Source organism: Falsiroseomonas sp. E2-1-a4, assembly GCF_051433165.1.
Lineage (GTDB): Bacteria > Pseudomonadota > Alphaproteobacteria > Acetobacterales > Acetobacteraceae > Falsiroseomonas.
Map to the genome: position 1 here is coordinate 46,378 of NZ_JBHMFS010000005.1, position 19,857 is coordinate 66,234.

22 protein-coding genes are annotated in these 19,857 nt (G+C 70.6%); 8 read left to right on the forward strand and 14 right to left on the reverse strand.

What is annotated here, in order from left to right; translation table 11 throughout:
- From otnC to ACFHNC_RS07090, 12 genes are all read right to left on the reverse strand, one after another.
- Window positions 1–636 (reverse strand): 3-oxo-tetronate 4-phosphate decarboxylase, encoded by a 636-nt coding sequence (gene otnC / locus ACFHNC_RS07035; RefSeq protein ID WP_437168514.1) that lies wholly within the window; start codon window positions 634–636, stop codon window positions 1–3.
- Window positions 629–1,888 (reverse strand): 3-oxo-tetronate kinase, encoded by a 1,260-nt coding sequence (otnK, locus tag ACFHNC_RS07040; protein WP_437168515.1) that lies wholly within the window; start codon window positions 1,886–1,888, stop codon window positions 629–631. Before otnK ends, otnC begins: the two co-directional genes overlap by 8 nt.
- A 4-nt stretch (window positions 1,889–1,892) precedes the next feature.
- Window positions 1,893–2,768, reverse strand: coding sequence for a class I SAM-dependent methyltransferase (locus ACFHNC_RS07045; RefSeq protein WP_437168516.1), 876 nt, complete (start codon window positions 2,766–2,768; stop codon window positions 1,893–1,895).
- A complete protein-coding gene (locus ACFHNC_RS07050; protein ID WP_437168517.1) occupies window positions 2,768–3,811 on the reverse strand; it encodes a glycosyltransferase family 4 protein in 1,044 nt (347 codons plus the stop codon). Before ACFHNC_RS07050 ends, ACFHNC_RS07045 begins: the two co-directional genes overlap by 1 nt.
- A 2-nt stretch (window positions 3,812–3,813) precedes the next feature.
- Window positions 3,814–4,212, reverse strand: coding sequence for a 6-pyruvoyl trahydropterin synthase family protein (locus tag ACFHNC_RS07055; RefSeq protein ID WP_437168518.1), 399 nt, complete (start codon window positions 4,210–4,212; stop codon window positions 3,814–3,816).
- Between the two features lie 12 nt (window positions 4,213–4,224).
- Complete coding sequence (locus ACFHNC_RS07060) at window positions 4,225–5,202, reverse strand: zinc-dependent alcohol dehydrogenase (RefSeq protein WP_437168519.1); 978 nt, start codon at window positions 5,200–5,202, stop codon at window positions 4,225–4,227.
- Window positions 5,199–5,975 (reverse strand): RibD family protein, encoded by a 777-nt coding sequence (locus ACFHNC_RS07065; protein ID WP_437168520.1) that lies wholly within the window; start codon window positions 5,973–5,975, stop codon window positions 5,199–5,201. The genes ACFHNC_RS07060 and ACFHNC_RS07065 overlap by 4 nt, the downstream gene beginning before the upstream one ends.
- Before the next feature lie 43 nt (window positions 5,976–6,018).
- Window positions 6,019–6,531, reverse strand: coding sequence for a permease (locus ACFHNC_RS07070; protein WP_437168521.1), 513 nt, complete (start codon window positions 6,529–6,531; stop codon window positions 6,019–6,021).
- Window positions 6,528–7,082 carry a permease gene (locus ACFHNC_RS07075; RefSeq protein ID WP_437168522.1) on the reverse strand — a complete coding sequence of 185 codons (555 nt, stop codon included), beginning with the start codon at window positions 7,080–7,082 and terminating at the stop codon, window positions 6,528–6,530. The genes ACFHNC_RS07070 and ACFHNC_RS07075 overlap by 4 nt, the downstream gene beginning before the upstream one ends.
- Window positions 7,083–7,184: 102 nt before the next feature.
- Entirely contained in the window at window positions 7,185–7,580 is a 396-nt protein-coding gene (locus ACFHNC_RS07080; RefSeq protein ID WP_437168523.1) for a hypothetical protein, read from the reverse strand.
- Window positions 7,577–7,915: a rod-binding protein gene (locus ACFHNC_RS07085; protein ID WP_437168524.1), complete on the reverse strand. Its 339-nt coding sequence runs from the start codon at window positions 7,913–7,915 to the stop codon at window positions 7,577–7,579. Before ACFHNC_RS07085 ends, ACFHNC_RS07080 begins: the two co-directional genes overlap by 4 nt.
- Window positions 7,915–9,024: a flagellar basal body P-ring protein FlgI gene (locus ACFHNC_RS07090; protein WP_437168525.1), complete on the reverse strand. Its 1,110-nt coding sequence runs from the start codon at window positions 9,022–9,024 to the stop codon at window positions 7,915–7,917. The genes ACFHNC_RS07085 and ACFHNC_RS07090 overlap by 1 nt, the downstream gene beginning before the upstream one ends.
- A 199-nt stretch (window positions 9,025–9,223) precedes the next feature.
- On the opposite strand from ACFHNC_RS07090, the gene ACFHNC_RS07095 reads away from it, so the two are divergent.
- Both ACFHNC_RS07095 and dksA read left to right on the forward strand, forming a co-directional pair.
- Window positions 9,224–9,652 (forward strand): flagellar assembly protein FliX, encoded by a 429-nt coding sequence (locus ACFHNC_RS07095; protein ID WP_437168526.1) that lies wholly within the window; start codon window positions 9,224–9,226, stop codon window positions 9,650–9,652.
- A 134-nt stretch (window positions 9,653–9,786) separates the two neighbouring features.
- Window positions 9,787–10,200: an RNA polymerase-binding protein DksA gene (dksA, locus tag ACFHNC_RS07100; protein ID WP_304811405.1), complete on the forward strand. Its 414-nt coding sequence runs from the start codon at window positions 9,787–9,789 to the stop codon at window positions 10,198–10,200.
- A gap of 31 nt (window positions 10,201–10,231) precedes the next feature.
- On the opposite strand, the gene rsgA is transcribed toward dksA, so the two are convergent.
- On the reverse strand, window positions 10,232–11,305 hold the full coding sequence (gene rsgA / locus ACFHNC_RS07105; RefSeq protein ID WP_437168527.1) for a ribosome small subunit-dependent GTPase A: 1,074 nt from the start codon (window positions 11,303–11,305) through the stop codon (window positions 10,232–10,234).
- A 30-nt stretch (window positions 11,306–11,335) separates the two neighbouring features.
- Window positions 11,336–12,064 (reverse strand): SOS response-associated peptidase, encoded by a 729-nt coding sequence (locus ACFHNC_RS07110; protein ID WP_437168528.1) that lies wholly within the window; start codon window positions 12,062–12,064, stop codon window positions 11,336–11,338.
- A gap of 219 nt (window positions 12,065–12,283) precedes the next feature.
- Between ACFHNC_RS07110 and ACFHNC_RS07115 the strand changes: the two genes are divergently transcribed.
- From ACFHNC_RS07115 to ACFHNC_RS07140, 6 genes are all read left to right on the forward strand, one after another.
- A complete protein-coding gene (locus tag ACFHNC_RS07115) occupies window positions 12,284–13,228 on the forward strand; it encodes a TAXI family TRAP transporter solute-binding subunit (RefSeq protein WP_437168529.1) in 945 nt (314 codons plus the stop codon).
- A gap of 145 nt (window positions 13,229–13,373) precedes the next feature.
- Window positions 13,374–15,224 (forward strand): TRAP transporter permease, encoded by a 1,851-nt coding sequence (locus ACFHNC_RS07120; RefSeq protein ID WP_437168530.1) that lies wholly within the window; start codon window positions 13,374–13,376, stop codon window positions 15,222–15,224.
- A 33-nt stretch (window positions 15,225–15,257) separates the two neighbouring features.
- Complete coding sequence (locus ACFHNC_RS07125; protein WP_437168531.1) at window positions 15,258–16,130, forward strand: fumarylacetoacetate hydrolase family protein; 873 nt, start codon at window positions 15,258–15,260, stop codon at window positions 16,128–16,130.
- 82 nt (window positions 16,131–16,212) lie between these two features.
- Window positions 16,213–18,996: an autotransporter outer membrane beta-barrel domain-containing protein gene (locus ACFHNC_RS07130; protein WP_437168532.1), complete on the forward strand. Its 2,784-nt coding sequence runs from the start codon at window positions 16,213–16,215 to the stop codon at window positions 18,994–18,996.
- Between the two features lie 82 nt (window positions 18,997–19,078).
- Window positions 19,079–19,420, forward strand: a complete 342-nt coding sequence (locus ACFHNC_RS07135; protein WP_437168533.1) for an STAS domain-containing protein — start codon at window positions 19,079–19,081, stop codon at window positions 19,418–19,420.
- The gene (locus ACFHNC_RS07140; protein ID WP_437168534.1) at window positions 19,417–19,842 is read left to right on the forward strand and encodes an ATP-binding protein; all 426 of its coding nucleotides are present in this window, start codon (window positions 19,417–19,419) and stop codon (window positions 19,840–19,842) included. Before ACFHNC_RS07135 ends, ACFHNC_RS07140 begins: the two co-directional genes overlap by 4 nt.
- Window positions 19,843–19,857: the final 15 nt, after the last annotated feature.

Consider the following 19,857-nt stretch of genomic DNA (forward strand, 5'->3'; position numbering starts at 1 on the left):
CTACCCGAAGGTCCGCAACAGGTCGTCCACCTGCGCCGCGTTCAGCGCCCGCACGCCGGGCACGCCGCGCAGCAGCAGCGCAAGCCGCGCGGCTTCCTCCAGCTCCTCCGCCGCATGCACCGCATCCACCAGCGTGGCGCCGGAGACGACGGGGCCGTGGTTCGCCAGCAGCAACGCCTTGGCGTCCCGGGCGGCCTCATGCACCGCCGGTTCCATCGCCGCGTCGCCGGGGCGGTAATAGGCCACGCAGGGCAGGCGGCGGCCGATGCGCATGACGAAATAGGGCGTCAGCGGCGGGATCTGCGCATCCTCGCCCTCGGCCGTGAGGCATGAGATGGCGGTGGCGTGGGTGGAATGCAGATGCACCACCGCCCCGGCTTCCGGCCGCGCATTCAGCACGGCGCGGTGCAGGAAGACTTCCTTCGAAGGCTTGTCGCCCGACAGATGCGCCCAGTCCGGGCCGAGCTTGCTGATCCGCGCCGGGTCCAGCCGGCCGAGGCAGGAATTGGTCGGCGTCATCAGGTAGCCATCGGCCAGGCGCACACTGATATTGCCGGCGGTGCCGACGCTGTAGCCGCGGTCGAACAGGCTTTTGGCGAGTTCGGCGAGCTGCGCGCGCGCGGCGTCCTCAGTCATGCTGGAACGCCTTCAGGAAGAAGTCGCGACCGCCGAAATTGCCGGATTTCAGCGCCATGTGGATTCCTGCCGGGTCGGCATAGGTCCAGGGCACGCCCGTGTCGATCTCGGCGCCGATCCGCAGCGTCCGCACGCCCAGCGCGGAGACGACGGCGCCGGAGGTCTCGCCGCCCGCCACCACCAGCCGCCCGACGCCGCGTGCAACCAGCCCCTGCGCCACCGTGGCCATGGCGTGCTCCACCAGCGCACCCGCCGCATCCCGCCCGAGCTTCGCCTGCAGGGCCGCCACCTTCTCCGGCGACGCGCTGCCCGCGATGACGATCGGATGCGTGGCGGAGAGCTTGCCCTCGCACCATTCCAGCGCCTGCGCGGCCAGCGCCGCGGCATCGGGCGTGGCCAGCGCATCCAGCTCCAGCACCGGTGCGTGATCCCGCGCGAAGCCGATCTGGCCGAGGGTGGCGCGGGAACAGCTTCCCGCCACCACCGCACACAGCCCCTGCGCGGCCGGCAGCGCCGCGGCATCGGGACGCGGCGGCAGCAGGCCCTGGGCGCGGAAATTGGCCGGCAGGCCCATGGCGATTCCGGACCCGCCGGTGATCAGCGGATGCTTCGCGGCAGCCTCCCCGATCGCGGCCAGATGCGCGTCGGTCACGGCATCGACGATGGCGTAGCGCCGCCCGCCTTCCGCCATGCGGGTCATCGCGTCGCGGATGGCATGTGCGCCCTGCTCCACCACGGAAAAGGGTACCAGACTGACCGAACCCTCCGTCTGCCGGCTCAGCACGCGCACCAGGTTTGCATCGCGCATCGGCGTCAGCGGGTGGTTCTCCATGCCGCTTTCGTTCAGCAGATGCGTGCCGGCGAACAGATGGCCCTGGTAGATGCTGCGGCCATTCGCCGGGAAGGCGGGGCAGGCCAGCGCGAAGCCGGCACCGAGCCGCTTCAGCAGCGCATCCGCCACCGGGCCTATATTGCCTGCGTCCGTGCTGTCGAAGGTCGAGCAGTATTTGAAGAACAACTGCTTCGCGCCGGCTGCCAGCAGCGCCTCCGCCGCCGCCAGGCTTTCCGCGATGGCCTGGCTGGCCGGCGTCGTGCGCGACTTCAGCGCGATGACGATGGCGTCGGCTTCGGGCAGCGGGCCGGTGCGAATACCAATGACCTGCACCGTCGCCATGCCGTTCTTGACCAGCATGGAGGCAAGGTCGGTGGCGCCGGTGAAATCATCGGCGATGCAGCCGAGCAGCAGGGGCATCATTCTATTCCTTGGGCGGCAGGCAGAGGATGTCGGCATGGCCGATGCGGGCGGACAGCCGCGATAGCCCGGCCTGGGCGCGGCGGTCCACCGCCCAGTCCAGGATGCGGGCGCGTTCGCGGCGCAACTGCCCCATGGCGGCACGCGCATGGCCGCTGGCAAGCTGCGCCACCATTTCCGGGTCGTGGCGCGGAATGCGCCAATCGCTCGCGGCACGCTGCACGGCATAGCCATGCGCTGCAAAGGCTTCGGCGATCACGCCAGGCGCGCGGGCGCCCAGCGCGATGCCGCCAAAACCCTTGTCGCGAAGCTGGTCGCGGGCGAAGCCGCGCGCGACCACCGCATCGGCGGGGTGTGGCGGGTCGAAGCGCTCCCGCCCCGTCACGTTCAGCGCGGCGTAGAAGGGCAGGCGGTGCTTCGCACAGGCCGCGGCGATGCGGGCCACCCAATCGGCGGAGACCAGGTCGCACAGCGCCGTGTTCACCACCGCATCCACCTGGCCGAGCGGCAGGCCCTTCGGCGCGTCGCGCAGATCGGCGATCAGCCCTTCCACCCGCCAGGCGCCGCCCGGCGCATGCACCAGCAGCGTCTTGCGGTTGGCGAAGGTGGCGCGCCAGTCCTGGTCCTCGGCGAAGTCCTCCGTGGTGGTGAAGGCGCGGGACAGCAGTTCGCCATCCGCATCCACCAGTGTCCAGGCCTGGGGGCGCCCGATCATCGGCGCCAGCCAGCGGAGCAGGGACCCGGTGCCGGCGCCGAGGTCCAGCAGGCGCGGCCGCGCCGGCAGCGCCTGCGCCAGTGCCGTGGCCAGGTCCAGGTTGCGGGCGGCGGAATCATGCGGCTCGCGCAGTTCCAGCCAATCGCCGTCGAAGCTTTCCGCCATCAGCCTGCGGCCTTTTCAATCTCGGCGAGGAAGGCTGTGGCCCGGTCGTCCCAGCGCGGCAGCGCCTGCCCGGCCTTCCAGGCGGCCTCCGCCATATCCGCGCGCAGGTCGGTGTCGAAGATCGCGCGGCGCATCGCGCGGCCGAGCGAGACGTGGTCGCCGGGCGGGGAGATCACACCGGCCTGCACCGGCACCACCTCCGCAATTGCGCCGCCGGCGGTAATCGCCACGGGCACGCCGCGCGCCAATGCTTCGGCCGCCGCCATGCCGTAGCCTTCCCAATGGGTGGCGAGTGCGAACAGGTCTGTGCCCACCCACAGCGCCTCAAGCTGCGTTTCCGGAATCTCGCCCGCAAAGGTCACGCGGTTGGTGAGGCCGAGTTCCTCGACCAGCGCCAGCAGCCCATCAGCATGCACCTTGTCACGCGGCGCACCGGCGATGGTCAGCGTCCAATCGAGATCAGAAAGCCCACCCAGCGCGCGCAGCAGCACGTCATGCCCCTTGCGCGGAACCAGCGTGCCGAGGGAGAGGATGGCACAACCGGGGCCGCCCGAACCTGCGCTGCGCGGCGCGCGGTCCGTGCCCGGCTCCACCACGCCGATGCGTGCTTCCTCCACGCCGAATTCGGGCGGCAGGCGACGGGCGGTGAGGGGGCTGGTGGCGACCAGGCGCGCGAGGCGCGGGAAGATCGCGGCTTCCGTCGCGCGCAGCGCATCGCGCACCCGGGCGGGATTGCCATGCTCCAGCGCAGTCGGGTGATGAATCAGCCCGATCGCGCCGCGCTGTTCCAGTTCTTCCAGCAATGGCTCGAAGGCAGGCAGGCCCAGGCCATCAATGACGATACGTGCGCCCTTCGGCACCGCGTCCAGCGCGGCGCAGGCGCCGTCCACCGCCTCGGCGTCGGGGTGCGGATGTGCGCCGGGCAGTTCCATCACCTGCACGGCGTGGCCCTGCGCACGCAGCCCGGCGACCAGGCGCCGGTCGTATTCGTAGCCGCCGGAGATGGCGTCGAAGGGGGCGGGGACGAGGAAGGCGATGTCCAAGATCAGACGGGCCCCTCGAAGGCGGCCCAGGCGATGTGGCTCTCGCGCAGCAGGATCTTCAGGCCGGTCACCGCGCGCCCGCCATCGCCCAGCACGCCATCCCGGCAGGCCGTGGCCAGCAGGCCGTGGATGTGCAGGCACAGATACTCGGTGGTGGTGTTCTTGCCGGCGAAGGCGTCCTCGGCATCGAGGTTGCGGTAATCCATCGGCGCGAGGATGGCGCGCAGATGGTCCTTCGCCAGGCCGATATCGACCAGCAGGTGCAGGTCATCGAGCTGCGGCGCGCGGAACTCCGCTTCCACGATGAAGGTCGCGCCATGCAGCCGCTGCGCCGGGCCGAAGGCTTCGCCGCGGAAGGAATGCGCGATCATGATGTGGTCGACGACCGTCAGGCTGAACATGGACACACTCTCTTATGGATAGGTGACAACGGGGCAGAGCGGTTGATGTGACCCGGAAGGTGGCGACAGCAAGGCGCCGATGGCATGCGACAGATCGGAAAACGGCGTGTCGGGGCCGAGCAGCGCATCCAGCCGCGCATCGTCCAGCAACGACAGCGCCAGCGCCAGGCGTTCGCCATGCGTGCGCCGGCCGCGCATCGCCGGTGCCACATGGCCCACCTGGGTCGAGATCAGCGACAGGCGTTTCGAATGGAAGGCCTCGCCCAGCGGCAGGTCCACAGGCTTGTCGCCGAACCAGGAGGCCTCGACGATCCGCCCCTCGAAGCCGCAGCGGGACAGCGCCAGGCGCAGGCCCTCCGGGCTGGCGGAGGCGTGGATGATCAGGTCGCGCTCCGCCGGCGCATCCCCGGGCGCGCAGAACTGGGCGCCGAAGGATTCAGCCAGCGCGCCGCGCGTGGCATCCAGGTCGCAGACATGCAGGTCGAGGCCGGGCATGCGGCCGAGCAGGAAGGTGACCAGCAGGCCCACCACGCCGGCGCCGACCACCAGCACGCGTTCGCCGACCAGCGGCCGCGCATCCCACAGGATGTTCACCGCGGTTTCCATATTGGCGGCGAGCACCGCGCGGCGATCCGGCACCGCATCCGGGATGGGGATGCACATGGCGGCCGGCGCCACGAAGGCGTCGTGGTGCGGGTGCAGGCAAAACACGCGCTTGCCATGCAGATGCGCCGGCCCGGCCTTCACCGTGCCGACGGCCGCATAGCCATAGGACAGCGGCGCGGGGAATTCGCCATACTGCAGCGGCGCGCGCATCGCCGGCCATTGGCTTTCCGGCACGCGCCCGGCGAAGACCAGGCGCTCGGTGCCGCGGGAGATGCCGGAGGCGTGGGTGACCACAAGCGCCTGGTCGGGGCCCGGCACCTCCAATTCATGTTCGCGCAGTTCCGCCTGGTTGGGGCCGGTGATCCAGAGCGCCTTCGCCTTCATGGCATGGTGCCTTCGGTGCAAATGCCGGGCCGGGCGCGGCCGAGGGCGATGTCGAACAGCATGTCCTCGCCGATGCGGTGCGGCGTCCAGTCGAAACGCAGCCCGTCGTCGATGCGCGCGGCCTGCGGCAGCGAGAAGGCGGGGATGCCGGAGCCGAGGATGATGGGCGCTACCGTCAGATGCAGCCGGTCCAGGCAGCCGGCGGCGAGGAAGGCGGAGACGGTACGGCCGCCACCCTCGACAAAGATTTTCGTCAGTCCGCGTGCTGCGAGGTCCCTCAGCAAGGCGGGCAGGTCCGGCTGCACCAGCACCTCCGCCTGCCCGTGCCGTGCGGGGCCGTGCGTGCCCGCTACCAGCACCGTAGGCGCGGCGCCGTCGCGGAAGACCTTGTGCGTGGCGGGCAGGCGGCGGCCGGGGTCTAGCACGACGCGCACCGGGTTGGGGCCCGGCACCTCGCGCGTCGTCAGCCGCGGGTCGTCGTGATGCACGGTGCCGGCGCCGACCAGCACCACGTCGCACAGCGCGCGCAGGCGATGGGTGTGCAGGATATCGCCGCGCCCACCGATCCACTGGCTCGCGCCATTGGTGCAGGCGATGCGGCCATCCAGCGTCTGCGCCAGCCGCCCGATCACGATGCAGCCATCGGCGGCGGCCGGCGCGGTGAGGAGTGGCGCGAACAATGCAGCGAGCGGGCCGGGCGGCACAGCACCACCGTGCCGCGCGGCCAGCAGCGCGGTCCATTCGGTGTCGTCGGTGGGGGGCGCGTCATTCATCTGTGGGTGATGCTATGCCGAAGCGGCGGCATTGCGGCAACGCTCAGCGCAGCGCCGCACCCGGAAACAGCGGCAGCAGCAGCTCCGCCGACAGCCCCGCCAGCACCGGCAGGGTGAAGCTCGCCAGCAGCCGCAGCACGATGAAGCGCCCGCCGAGGATCGGCAGCTCCCACGCCAGGGTACGGTGCAGGCCGAGGATCGCCCAGCCGGAGATCAGCGCCACCATCTGCGCCGGCCCGGCGCCAGCCTTCAGGAAGCCCAGCACCAGCGGAAACGCCACGAACGGCCCGCCCGGCAGCAGCCCACCCGCCAGGGATGCCAGCACCACGCCGACCACGCCGCTATCGGGGCCGAGCCAGGCCTCCGCCCAGCCGGCGGGAATCAGCTCCGCGATCAGCGCGGCCATGGGCAGCGCCATCAGCATCACCGGCAATACGCGCCACAGCGCGCCGCCCGCATCCACCACCGCGCGCCGCGCCACCACCGGGCTGCGCCTCAGGCACAGCGCCAGCGCGCCGAGCGCCACCACCCAGATGCCGATGACGCCGAAGGTCATGGCGGGCCCTCACGCCGTGGCTGCATCCCCGGCGCATCCGCCGGCGTCCAGCGTATCGGCAGCCAACGCGCGAACAGCCCGGCCAGGATCGGCAGCGGCAGGCCGCAGATCAGCCGCAGCAGGGCGAAATCCGGGCCCAGGATCGGCAGTTCCCACACCACGATCCGCTGGAAGCCGTTCAACGACCATGCGATGACGAAGGCGATCAACGCGCCCCGATCCGCCCCGGCCTGGGCCAGCACCAGCACCACGGGAAAGGCGGCGATCGGCCCGCCGGGCATCACCATGCCGGCGGCGGTGGCCACCAGCAGCCCGCGCAGCCCGCTTTCCGCCCCCATCCAGCGGGCCAGCGCCCCCGGTGGCACCAGCTGCCGCAGCGCGGCGGACAGCAGCAGCCCGCCGAGGATGGAGGGCAGCACCGTCAGGATCAGGTCCCAGGTCGCCGCCAGCGCATGCTGCACGGCCCCCAGGCCGCGCAGCACCCAGACGGCGATGGCGGCAGCCAGGGTCAGCGCGGAGATGACCAGGAATGTTGCGTTGCGGCGGAGCATGCGAGGGCGGCAAGCTGCGCCCCCGCATGCGATCCGGCAAGCGGGGCCGGCAAGCGGGGCCGGCAAGCGGGGCCGGCAAGCGGGGCCGGCAAGCGGGGCGCTTCAGGCCCGCGCGGAAAGCGACAGCGGCCGGTGCCGCCCATCCCGGTTCAGGCCGCGATCGCCATAGGTGCCGGGGCCGGCCGGGCGGGCGGCGCCGGCGATGGTCTCGATGACGCGGGACTGCAGATCGATCGCGCGCTCCAGCAGGCGGCGATTCTCCGCGCCCAGATCGCGCAGCCGCACGGCCAGTTCTTCCGCCCGCGCGCGGTCCTCGCCCTCGGCCTTGCTCTGGGTGCGGCTGGCGGCGGCATAGGCGGCGGCGAAGGCGTCGGAGGCCTGCTGCTTCGGCAGGGCCAGCGCCGCAGCGCTGTTGAGGTCGAGGCGGGCGAGCGCCTCGTTCTCCGCGCGCAGCGCTTCGGTCAGTCGCTGGGCGGCAATGATCAGGGGCTGCATCATGGGGTGGGCCTTTCCGTGGAAGGGGGGGAAGAAGATTCGGCGGGTGGGGCACCGGCGAGGCGCGTCAGCTCCCGCAGCACCGCCTCCCCGATCCCGAGGCCGCCGGCTTTCGCCAGGTCTTTGGCGATGGCATCGACCAGCATCGGACGCCATTGGTCCTCCGCCGGCCCGCCCCCGAAGGGCGCCTTGCTGTCGAGGCCCTGGAACATCGGCTGCAGCATCGCTGCCAGGGCCTGGGCCTCGAAATCCTGTGCGGCGCGCCGCAGCGCGGCCGGGCTCTGGCTCGCGCGCGGTGCGGCCAGGGCGGGTGTGTGCGGGGTGGCTGCGATGTTCATCAGCGCACCTCCAGCTCGGCCTGCAGCGCGCCGGCGGCCTTGATGGTCTGCAGGATGGTGATCATGTCGCGCGGTCCGACGCCCAGACCGTTCAGCCCGCGCACCAGATCCTCCAGCGTCACCGCGCCGCGCAGGATGCCGAGGCGGCGTTCCGCCTGGTCATCCACCTCCACATTTGTGCGCGGCACCACGGCGGTCTGCCCGCCGGCCAGCGCATTGGGCTGCACCACCTGCGGGGTTTCGGTGATGCGGATGGTGAGGTTGCCCTGCGCGATGGCGACGGTGGAAAGCCGCACATTCGCGCCCATGACGATGGTGCCGGAGGCTTCCTCGATCACCACGCGGGCCACCTGGTCCGGCTCCACCCGCAACTGTTCGATCTGCGCGAGGAAGGCGATTGAGTCGCGCCCGGCCAGGCTGAGGCTGACAGTGCGCGGGTCGGTCGCGGTGGCGGGCGTGCCGCCCACCGTGCGGTTGATGACGGCGGCGATGCGGCGCGCGGTGGTCAGGTCCGGGTTGCGCAGCGACAGCCGCAGCCGGTCGCCGGAGGCGAAGCTGTAGGCCACCTCGCGTTCCACCGTGGCGCCATTGGCGATGCGGCCCGCGGTCGGCACGCCGCGGGTGACGGAGCCGGCGGCACCGCGGGCGGAGACGGCGCCGGTGACGATCGGCCCCTGCGCCACCGCATAGACCTCCCCATCCGCGGCCAGCAGCGGGGTGACCAGCAGCATGCCGCCGGTGAGGTTGGTGGCGTCGCCGAGTGCGGAGACGGCGATGTCGATGCGGCTGCCGGTGCGGGCGAAGGCGGGCAGGTTGGCGGTGACCATCACGGCCGCAACGTTGCGGGTATCGAGCTGGCGTTCCTGGTCCCGCGTATTGACGCCGAGGCGTTCCAGCACGCCGATCAGCGATTGCCGGGTGAAGACGGCGGAGCGCAGCTTGTCGCCGGTGCCATTCAGCCCGACCACCAGGCCGTAGCCCACCAGCTGGTTCTCCCGCATGCCCTCGACATCCGCGATGTCCTTGATGCGGACCTGGGCGAGCGCGCCCGCCGGCGAGAGGAGGAGGATGAACAACAGCGCCAGCACCTGGCACCACAGACCGCTCATCCTCAGGCAAGGTTTTGTCGCCACACTCTCCTCCTCGCCGCCGCCATCCTGGTGGAGGGGCGCGAAGTGGCCTTCGCAAATGGCGTGCCAGCGCGGAGGGTCCATTCGACCGGCAGGCTTTGCCGGGGCGGGGCAGGGGCTGCCGGGACCCGGCAGCTTGTGCGGCAGGTGCGGGGGCCGGCTTCAGAAGGGGGCGATGATGGCGGTGGGTCCAGTGCGGCCGGTGGGGTTCAGCGGGGTGCAGGCGGGGCGAGCCCGGCGCGGGGCCGGCGGCTTCGCGCTGCCCGACGCCGCCAGCGATGCGGCCGCCGCCACCGGGGTGGCCGCGCCGCCCGCGATGGGGGGCCTGCTGGCGTTGCAGGAATCGGGCGGGGCGGATCGACCCGAAGTGGTGGCCGAGCGCGCCCGCCGCCGCGCGTCCCAGGCGTTGGACGAACTGCGTGGGCTGCAACTGGATCTGCTGCGTGAGACTCCGGGCGATGGTGGGCGCCTGGCGCGGCTGGAGGCGCTGGCCGCGGCGCCGGAGCCAGGGTTGGCGCCGGAACTCGGCGCGCTGCTGGCCGAGGTTCGGCTGCGGGCGCGGCTGGAACTGGCACGCCGAAGTGTCGCCAGAAGGTCATCCAATTGAAAAACACGCAAAGATCAGGAACTTGCGGCGAAACGAGCTCTTGCACCCGCCCCATTGCCGCCACTATGGTCCGGCCGCTTTCGCCCCCCGGGCGCCGGGCCCTGGGCGGCTAAGGTTGGGGAAGTCCTGCCATGCTGGTAACCTTGCCGCCGGATTATCGTCCGAGCAGCGACGAAGAATTCATGAACCCACTCCAACTGGAGTATTTTCGGCAGAAGCTTCTGAAGTGGCGGGCTGACCTGGTGCGGGAGGCGGGGGAGACCCTGACCTCCATGGGCCAGGGTGGAATCATCGAGGCCGACCTGACCGACCGTGCCAGCGTCGAGACCGACCGGGCGCTGGAGCTTCGCACCCGGGACCGGGCGCGCAAGCTGATCTCCAAGATCGACCAGGCGCTGGAGCGGGTGGAGAACGGCACCTACGGCTATTGCGAGGAAAGCGGGGAGCCGATCGGCCTGCGCCGGCTGGAGGCCCGCCCCATCGCGACCATGTCGATCGAGGCGCAGGAGCGCCATGAGCGGATGGAGCGGGTGCACCGCGACGATTGAGGGGTGCGGGGCCCGGCTGCGGGCCCCGTGGTTACGAAGACGGGTCGAGCAGGTCCTTCTTGGACGACCGGTAGGCGCGCTGCTGCCCCGCTAGGCGACGGCGCTGGACCTCCTGCGCCGCACGGTCCTTCGCCTGACCGGATGCCGCCAGCTCCTGCTCCAGCTTCTGGAAATGCGCCCAGCGTTCGGCATCCAGCGTGCCCGCTTCCAGCGCGGCGCGCACCGCGCAGCCAGGTTCGGTCGTGTGGCTGCAATCGCGGAAGCGGCAGGTTTCGGCCAGTGCCTCGATATCGTCGAAGACGGTGCTGAGGCCCGCTTCGGCGTCGATCAGGCCCACTTCGCGGATACCGGGCGTATCGAGCAGCAGCCCGCCGCCCGGCAGCAGGATCAGGTGGCGGGAGCTGGTGGTGTGGCGCCCGCGGGCATCGGCAGCGCGGATATCCTGGGTTGCCATGCGATCCTCGCCCAGCAGGGTGTTCACCAGCGTGGATTTGCCGACGCCGGATGAGCCGATCAGCACGCAGGTCTCGCCCGGCCGGATGTGCTCCATCATGGCGCCGAGGCCCACGCCCTGAAGGGCCGAGACGATGAGCACCGGGCAGCCGGCCGCCAGCGTGGCGATCTCGGCGGCCTGAGCCTCCGGCTGCTCGGCCAGGTCGGCCTTGGTCAGCACCACCACCGGCCGCGCGCCGCTCTGCCAGGCCGCGGCGAGGAAACGCTCCAGCCGTCGCGGGTTGAGGTCCGCATTCATCGAGGTGACGACGAAGACCACGTCGATATTGGCGGCGATCACCTGCAAGGTCTGCACGCTGTCCGCCGCCCGGCGCACGAAGGCGGTGCGGCGCGGCAGGACGGCGTGGATGGTGGCGGTGCCCTGCTCGGCCTTGGCGGACAGGGCCACCCAGTCGCCGGCGGCAGGATGCCCGGCCTCCCGCGCCTCGTGCCGCAGGCGGCCCGAGAGCCGCGCCGTCAGGATGCCGAGGTCCGTTGCCACCAGATTGGCTTCGCGCCGCTGCACGATGATGCGCCCGGGAATATGGCCCGCGTGCGCATGCGGTTCGAAGGCCGATCGCCAGGCATCGGACCAGCCGTAGAGTTCGATCAAACGCCGGACCCTCGCAGGGTGTGCGGCATCCTAGGCCACCCAGTCCGGCGGTGCGTCGTCCAATTCGGGCGGCGGGCTGGCGGTGGGGTCGCGGCGGGGCAGGCGGGCATCATTTTCCGCGACCTTGCCGACGCGGTTGTCCACCGGCCAGGCGAGCAATTCCTCGGCCGGGCAGGGCACCAGCAGTTCCTGGAGGTCCTCCGGCTCCGCCGGTTCTTCGCCCAGCCAGGCGTCCCAGACCTCGGGCGGCAGCACCACGGGCATGCGGGCATGCACCAGGGCCTGTTTCTCATTCGCCTCCGTCGTGATGACGGTGAAGGTGCGTAGCCATGCGCCATCGGGCTGCTTCCAGCCTTCCCATAGACCGGCGACGGCCATCGGCATCCCATCCGCCTGAGCCACGGCATAGGCCTGCTTGCTGCCATCCTCCGCCTTGCGCCATTCATAGAAGGCATCCATCGGCACCAGGCAGCGCCGCTTGCGGAAGGCCTCCCGGAAGGATGGCTTCTCGGCGATGCCGTCGGCGCGGGCGTTCATCAGCTTGGCCGCGTCCTTGGCGTCCGTCGCCCAGCGCGGCACCAGGCCCCAGCGCAGTGCATCCAGATGGCGCTCGCCGCTTTCCGGGTGGCGGCGTACCACCAGGCTCACCTGCGTCACCGCGATGTTCCAGGAGGGTGCGTGGTTCGGGGTCGGGTTGCTGGTGGCGAAGTATTGCGCCAGCTCGGCCGGGGTCCGCTGCAACAGGTAGCGTCCGCACATGCGCCGCGAATCCCCTCTCATCCCTTGCTGTGCGCATGCTAGCCCGGCGGCGCCGGGCGGCCCAGGCCAGGAAGACTATCCTGAACCAACCCGGCAACTGAGCAGTGATGCGGGTTTGTGGCTGAAATGTGCGGCCGCCGGCATCGCACGGGGTTGTCGGACGACTTCCCATCGGGAATACCCCAGGGCACGACCAAGATGCGTTCAGGGAGAAGAAGAATGACCATCCGCAAGACCGCCGCGGCCTTTGCCATGATCGGTGCCGCCATCTTCGCCACCCCCGCCACGGCGCAGGAAACGATGCGCTTCATGACCGGCCCGCAGGGCGGGTCCTGGGTTCCGATCGCGGGTGCGCTGAAGAACATCTGGGAAAGCGCCATCCCCGGCCTGACCGTGCAGACCCTGCCGGGTGCCGGCGTCGCCAACGTCCGTGGCATCGGTGGTGGCCGCGCCCAGGTGGCCTTCGGTAACTCCATCAGCACCGTGGACGGCATCGCCGGCCGTGCGCCCTTCCCCGAGGCGGTGAGCAATGTCTGCAACATCGGCTCGCTCTACCCGCAATGGTTCCAGGTGATCGCCCTGGCCGATTCCGGCATCAACTCCATCGAGGACATGCGTGGCCGCCCGATCGCGCTGCAGCCGCGCGGCAACACGGCCGAGGTGGTGACGCAGCACATCCTGCAGGCCGCTGGCATGCGCTACAGCGACGTGCGCGCCAGCTTCCAGTCCAGCTATACGGATGCGGTGGGCCTGCTGCGTGACGGCCATGCCCAGGTCTTCACCCTCGGCACCACCATCCCGGCCAGCGCGGTGATGGACCTGGCCAGCGCGCGGCAGATGCGGATCATCGATCTGTCCCGCTACGTGGACAAGATGCGGGAGATCAACCCGGGCTACCAGGGTGCGCCGCTGCCGGCCAACACCTATCCCCAGCAGGAAGGCACCCCGACGCAGATCACCTACACCGCGCACCTGATCACCAACTGCGACCGCAACCCGGATCAGGTCTACCAGATGGTGAAGCTGCTCTGGGACAATGTCGGCACGCTGCGCAACATCGTCGCCGCCATGCGTGACAGCACGCCGGCGACCGGCGCCGCCGATATCGGCGTGCCGATGCACCCCGGTGCGGCGCGCTTCTACCAGGAAGCCGCGTCTCGCTGAGACGATGATGGCGCGCCCGGCCTGTCCGGGCGCGCAAAGCGACCAGAGGGCCGGTGACGGGCTGCCTTGGCAGGCCCATCACCGGCCCTGATGCATCCGCCCAGACACCAAATTACACAGCGTTCAGGATACGGGAACAACGGCGATGACCTATGCGCGCGCCATGCATTGGCTGGCCGGCACCATCGCGGCCGTAATGGCCGTGTATCACATGTGGGCCATCGCCGCCTCGCCGCCCGAGGCGGTGATCTTTCGCGGCACCCACCTGCTGTTCGCGATGGCGCTGGTCTTCATTCTGTTCCCGTTGCGCCCGGCCAAGGACGGGAGGCGCAGCGCGCCGGGGCCCGAGGATTGGCTGCTCTGCGCGCTGTCCATCTGGGCGGTCGGCCGGCTGTTCGTGGAATATGACTGGCTGGTCAACCGCATCCCCTACATCGATGACCCGCGGCCTGCCGACATCATCGGCGGCTGGTTGCTGGTGGCGCTGATCCTGGAAGCCACGCGCCGGGTCATCGGCTGGGCGCTGCCGCTGACCGCCTCGGTCTTCCTGCTGTGGTCCTACTTCTTCACCGATGTCGGCGCGATGGCCATGCTGGACCAGCTGTACCTGACGACGGATGGCATCTTCGGCTCCACGCTCGGCGTCTCGGCCGGCTTCGTGGTGATCTTCGTGCTGTTCGGCTCGTTCATGGAACGCTCGGGCGTCGGCAAGCTGTTCATGGATTTCGCCCTGGCGCTGACCGGGCGCAGCAGCGGCGGGCCGGGCAAGGTGGCGGTGGTGTCTTCCTCCCTGTTCGGCTCCGTCTCCGGCTCCGCGGTCGCCAATGTGATGGTGACGGGGCAGGTGACCATTCCGCTGATGAAGCGCAGCGGCTTCCGGCCGCAATTCGCGGCGGGGGTGGAGGCGGTGGCCAGCACCGGTGGGCAGATCATGCCGCCGATCATGGGGGCGGCCGCCTTCGTCATGGCCGAGTTCCTCGGCGTCTCCTACATCCAGGTTATCACCTGGGCGCTGATCCCGGCCCTGCTGTATTACGTGGCGACCTTCGCCGCGGTGCATTTCGAGGCAAAGCGCGCCGGCCTCGCCGGCCTGCCGGATGACGAGGTGCCGAAGCTGCGCGACGTGATGCGCGAAAGCTGGCACCTGTTCCTGCCCATCCTGGTGATCATCATCGGCCTGTTCGGCGGTTATTCGGCGCCGCTGGTGGCGCTGGTGGCGACGCTGTCCTGCTTCCCGGCCGCGGCCTTGCGCGCCAATAGCCGCCACCACGTCACCGCCGCCGCGGTGTGGGACGCGCTGCTGGATGGCGCCCGCAACACGCTGGGCATCGCCATGGCCTGCGCCTGCGCCGGCATCGTCATCGGGCTGATCGCACTCACCGGGCTTGGCATCACCTTCACCCAGCTCGTGGTGAATGTTGCCGACAACAACCTGATCCTGGCGCTGATCCTGACCATGATCGCCGGCATCATCCTCGGCATGGGGATGCCGACCACGCCGGCCTATATCGTCATGGTCTCCCTTCTCGTGCCGGCGCTGATCGCCATGGGCGTGGTCGTGCCGGCCGCCCACCTGTTCGCCTTCTACTTCGCCATCCTGTCCGCCATCACGCCGCCGGTGGCGCTGGCGGTCTTCGCCGCGGCGGGGCTGGCCAAGACGGATATGTGGGCCAGCGGCTGGGCGGCGATGAAGATCGGCGCGGCCGGCTTCATCGTGCCCTTCATGTTCGTCTTCCAGCCGGCGCTGCTGCTGATCGGCACCTGGGGCGAGGTGATCTTCGCGGTCGCCAGCGCCACCGCCGGCTGCCTGTTGCTGGCCGCATCGCTGCACGCCTACCTGCTGCGGCCGATGCCGATGTGGGAGAGGGTGGCGCTGTTCATCGCGGCGATCGCGCTGATCAACCCCGGCCTGGTGACGGATGGCATCGGCATCGTCTTCGGCGGCGGCGTGCTGCTGCTGCAACTGGTTCAGCGCCGCCGCACCGCGGTTGCCTGAGCTACGTTTCATCATTACGGGCAGGAGTCAGAGATGCGCTTGTTGAGCTTCGAGGATGCCGGCCGCGTCGCCGCCGGCGTGCGGATCGGCGACCAGGTGGTGCCGGTGGCGGCGCTGCCCGGCTTTGCCGATGACACGCTGGCGCTGCTGCACGCGGGTGGCGACACGCTGGCCCGGCTTGGCGCTGCGGCGCAGGCGGCGCCAGCTTCCACCCACCGCCCGCTCGCCGGGCTGACGCTGGCAATGCCGATCGCGCGGCCGGGCAAGGTTGTGTGCATCGGGCTGAACTACGCGCTGCACGCCAAGGAAGGTGGCAACCCGATCCCCGACTACCCGGCCGTGTTCCTGCGTGTGCAGACCAGCCTGACCGGGCCGGGCCAGCCGATGCTGCGGCCGAAGGGCGCGTCCGAGAAGCTGGATTATGAGGCGGAGCTGGCCATCATCATCGGCCGGCGCGCCCGCAAGGCCTCGGAAGCGCAGGCGCTGGACCATGTGGCCGGCTATTCGCTGTTCAACGATGGCTCGGTGCGGGACTACCAGCGTAAATCCACGCAATGGACCATGGGCAAGAACTTCGACCGCACCGGCGCCTTCGGGCCGGAGATCGTGACGGCCGATGAACTGCCGCCCGGCGCCGCGCCGCTGCGGATCATGGCCCGCGTCGATGGCCAGATGGTGCAGGACAGCACCACGGGCGACATGATCTTCCCGGTCGCCCGCTGCATTGCCATCCTGTCCGAGGTGATGACGCTGGAGCCGGGCGATGTGATCGCCACCGGAACCCCCTCCGGCGTCGGCTATGCGCGCAAGCCGCCGCTGTTCCTGGCGCCGGGGATGCTGATGGAGGTTGAGGTGGAGGGGATCGGCGTGCTGCGGAACAGCATCGAGGATGATCCTGCCTTCTGAGGCGAAGGCGCGGCGCGCTTAACCGCGCTTTTACCGCCACGGCCCTACGCCTTCCGGCACATCGCCAGGAAGGCCCGATCGAATGCACGCTGCCCACCTCCGTTCGCGCAATATGCTGAGGGGGGCGGCCGGGCTGCTGCTCTCCGCTTCCGCCCTGGCACTGGCGGCCACCATGCCGCGCCCCGCCGTGGCGGCGACCGCTACCTTCTTCGACAGCATCTTCGAAGGTCGGCAGGCGTTCGACCAGCGCGTGGCGGGTGCCGGCGGCACGGTCAACATGGACCTGCTGTCCGGCCTGACCGGCAATGTCGCGAGCTGGGCGCGCAGCGGCTACACCATCACCTCCGGCAACGCGCTGACTCGCAGCACCAGCACCGCCGCGTTTTCCCAGATCACGGGGCCGAATGGCACCTTCGCCAGCGGTGACGGCATCCGCATGACTGCGGCCGCGGTCGATGCCCCCGGCAGCGGCCTTGTCTTCACCTTCGACACCCCGGTGAACGCTTTCGCGCTGGACCTGCAAGGCTGGGCGACCTGCTGCTTCCCCAGCGCTCTCTACATCGCCTTCGATGGCGGCACGCCCATCCTGGTCGGCAGTGCCACGACCAGCACCGATAATCCCGGCGAAGCCCGCTACAACGAATCGATGACCTTCGTCGCCGCCATCAGCGACACCGACACCTTCACCACCGTGGCCTTTTACGGCGAGGCCGCTGGCGATGCGATGTGGGGCGGCGGGGTCATCCGCTACGCGCTGGTGCCGCTGGGTGGGCTGACGGGCGGACCGCCGGGGGAGCCGCCCGCTGACCCACCGGGCCGGCTTGTGATCGATGGCAGCCAGCCGGTCTTCACCGAGGGCGATCCTGCTGCGCAAGGCGCCACAATCACCTTCAATGGCGGCACCTTCCGGCCCAACGCCGCCGCCGCGGTGACGCAGCCGGTGGTGGTTGAAGGCGGCAACGGCATGATCGACACCAGCCTGGGGCCGGTCATCCTGCTGGGTGACATCACCGGCACGGGCCAGCTTCAGGTACTGGGCGGCGGCGTGCTGACGTTGCAGGGCAACGCCAGCAACAGCGGTGGCGCGCAGGTGCAATCCGGCACGCTCTCGGTCCGGGGCGTCTTCCAGGGCGCGGTCACGGTGCTGGCGGGCGGCACGCTGGCCGGCGGCGGCAGCATCGGCGGCGGTCGGATCGATGGCATCCTGTCCCCCGGCGCCTCGCCGGGCACCATGGTCTTCACCGCGCCGGTCACACTCGGCGCCGGCGCGACCACGCGGCTCGAGATCGATGGGTCCGGCACCGGCACGGGTGCCGGGTCGCATGACCGGGTGCTGGTCACCGGTGCGGGCAGCACGCTGACCGCGGGTGGCACCGTGCAGCCGGTGCTGCGCGGCATCACGGGCGCCGCCACCAACAGCTTCACCCCGGCGCTCGGCCAATCCTTCCGGGTCATCCAGGCGGAGGGCGGGCTGCTCGGCAGCTTCACCGGCCTGACACAGCCGGCGGCGGGACTGCCCGCGGCGGCGCGCTTCGATGCGCTGTATGGTCCGAATACGCTGGACCTGGTCACCACCCCAGCCAGCTACGCCAACCTCGCCCCGCTCGGCATCGACCAGCGCCGCAACCAGGCCGCGGTGGGCGGGGCGCTCGATGCAATCCGCCCTGCGGCAGGCGTGCGGATGGAAGGCGATGCGACTGCCACCTTCGGCGCGCTGTATGCGCTGCCGGCGGCCGCCATCGCCCCGGCGCTGGACCAGCTTTCGGGCGTCGTGCACGCCGATGCGCTGGCGGGGGCGCTGGCGCATCGGCGCATGCTGGGCGCCGGTACCACGCAGCGCATGGCGGCGATCCGTGCCGGCGATCCGGCATTGGTCGCGGCCCAGGGCGCGCTGGCGCCGCGTGTCGCGCTCGACAGCGCGCGCAGCGTGCAAATGAGCGTGATGCCGGGCACCGGCCCGACGTCGAATTGGGATGCCGGGTTTGGACAGGGTGATGGCGGCGATGGTCCGAATGGGGCCTTCGCCGGCTGGTCCAGTTGGGGCCGCGCGCTCGGAAGCTGGGGCAGCACGGGCGGCGATGGCGCCGCGCCGGGCCATTCCCGGCAATCCGGCGGCGCTTTGGTTGGCGCGGATCGGCGATTCGCCCCGGGCCTGACCGGCGGCATCGCGCTGGGCTTCCTGCGCGGCACGGTGGATGGCGATGGCGGCACCGGGGAGGTGCGGCTGGATAGCTACCAGGCCAGCCTCTATGGCGTGTATGCGCCGCCGACCACGGCGATGATGAAGCCCTTCATCGATGCGACGCTCGGCACCGGCCTCAGCCGCTGTGACAGCCGCCGCAACATCGCCTTCGGCACCCTGTCCCGCCGCGCCAACGCCGAGAGCGACGGCACGGATGTGATGGCGGAGGCCGGCTTCGGCGTCACCACGCGGCTGGAAGGGCTGGATCTGGAACCGCGCGCCTTCCTGCGCTGGGACCGTATCGCCCGCGGCGCCTTCACCGAGACCGGCGCCGAGTCGCTGAACCTGGCCGTGGATGCCCGGGACGCGGATGCGCTGCGCGCCGGCATCGGCCTCAGCGCCGCGCGCACCCTGCGCCTGGGTGAGGGCATCCGGCTGCGGCCCGAGGCCCGCATCAGCTATGCGCGGGAATTGCAGGATGGGCTGGGCCGCGGCACCCATCGCCTGGGCGGTGCCAGCTTCGGCGTGGAATCGGCCCGTACCGGGCGCGATGCGCTGACCGCCGGCATCGGCGCCACCGCCAATCGCGGCGACCGCTTCGCCGTGGTGGCGGATTACGACCTGCAACGAACCAGCGGCGGCACGGACCATGTACTGACCCTCGGTCTGCGCTGGGTCTGGTAGGCCGCGACTGTCAGCAAACTGTCACGCTTCAGAAGCGGGGCGTCGGTCTAGACAACCGCGCCCCGATTCACGGAGACCGTCAGTGCGCTTCGAAGTGCTTGAGATCAGCCCCACGGCCAACAAGGTGCTCCTGGTGGGCCGGCTGGACTCCACGACCGTGGGCCAGGTGGAAACCGGCTTCACCGCCGCCGTCGCCGCCTCCGGCCGCAATGCGGTGCTGGATCTGACAGGGCTCGAATTCCTGTCCTCCCTCGGCATACGCCTGCTCTTGTCATCCGCCCGCGTGGTGTCGCGCCGTGGCGGCGCGGTGGTTCTGTTCGGCGCCCAGCCGATGGTGGCGGATGTGCTGGAATCGATGGGCATGGACCAGGTTCTGCCGCTGGTCGCCACCGAAGCCGAGGCGCTGGCCCGCCTGCCGGGATGAGCCTTCGGCTGGAGATTCCGATCTCCCTCGCCGGGCTGGAGGCGGCGCAGGATGCGACCGAGGCCTGGGCGGAAGGGCAGGGGGTGCCTCCCCAGGCTGTGCTCCGGCTGCGCCTGGTGGTGGAGGAGCTGATCGCAAACCTGATCGAGCATGCCGCGTGGCCTGGCCTTCCACCGGGCGCCACGCCGCCAGCAGCCCAACTGGACTGCGAATGGGAAGCGGGTGCGCTGCGCATGGTGCTGCGCGATGGGGCGCTGCCCTTCGACCTGTTGGCGGCGCCTGAGGCGGCCCCGGCTTCGCTGGAAGATGACCGGGTGGGCGGACTCGGCCTGGCCCTGGTGCGGCGGATGAGCACTCAAATCACCTATGAGCACGAGGCCGATCGCGGCAACTGCACGAGGCTGACGCTGCGTCTGGCATGATGGCGACCCGACAAC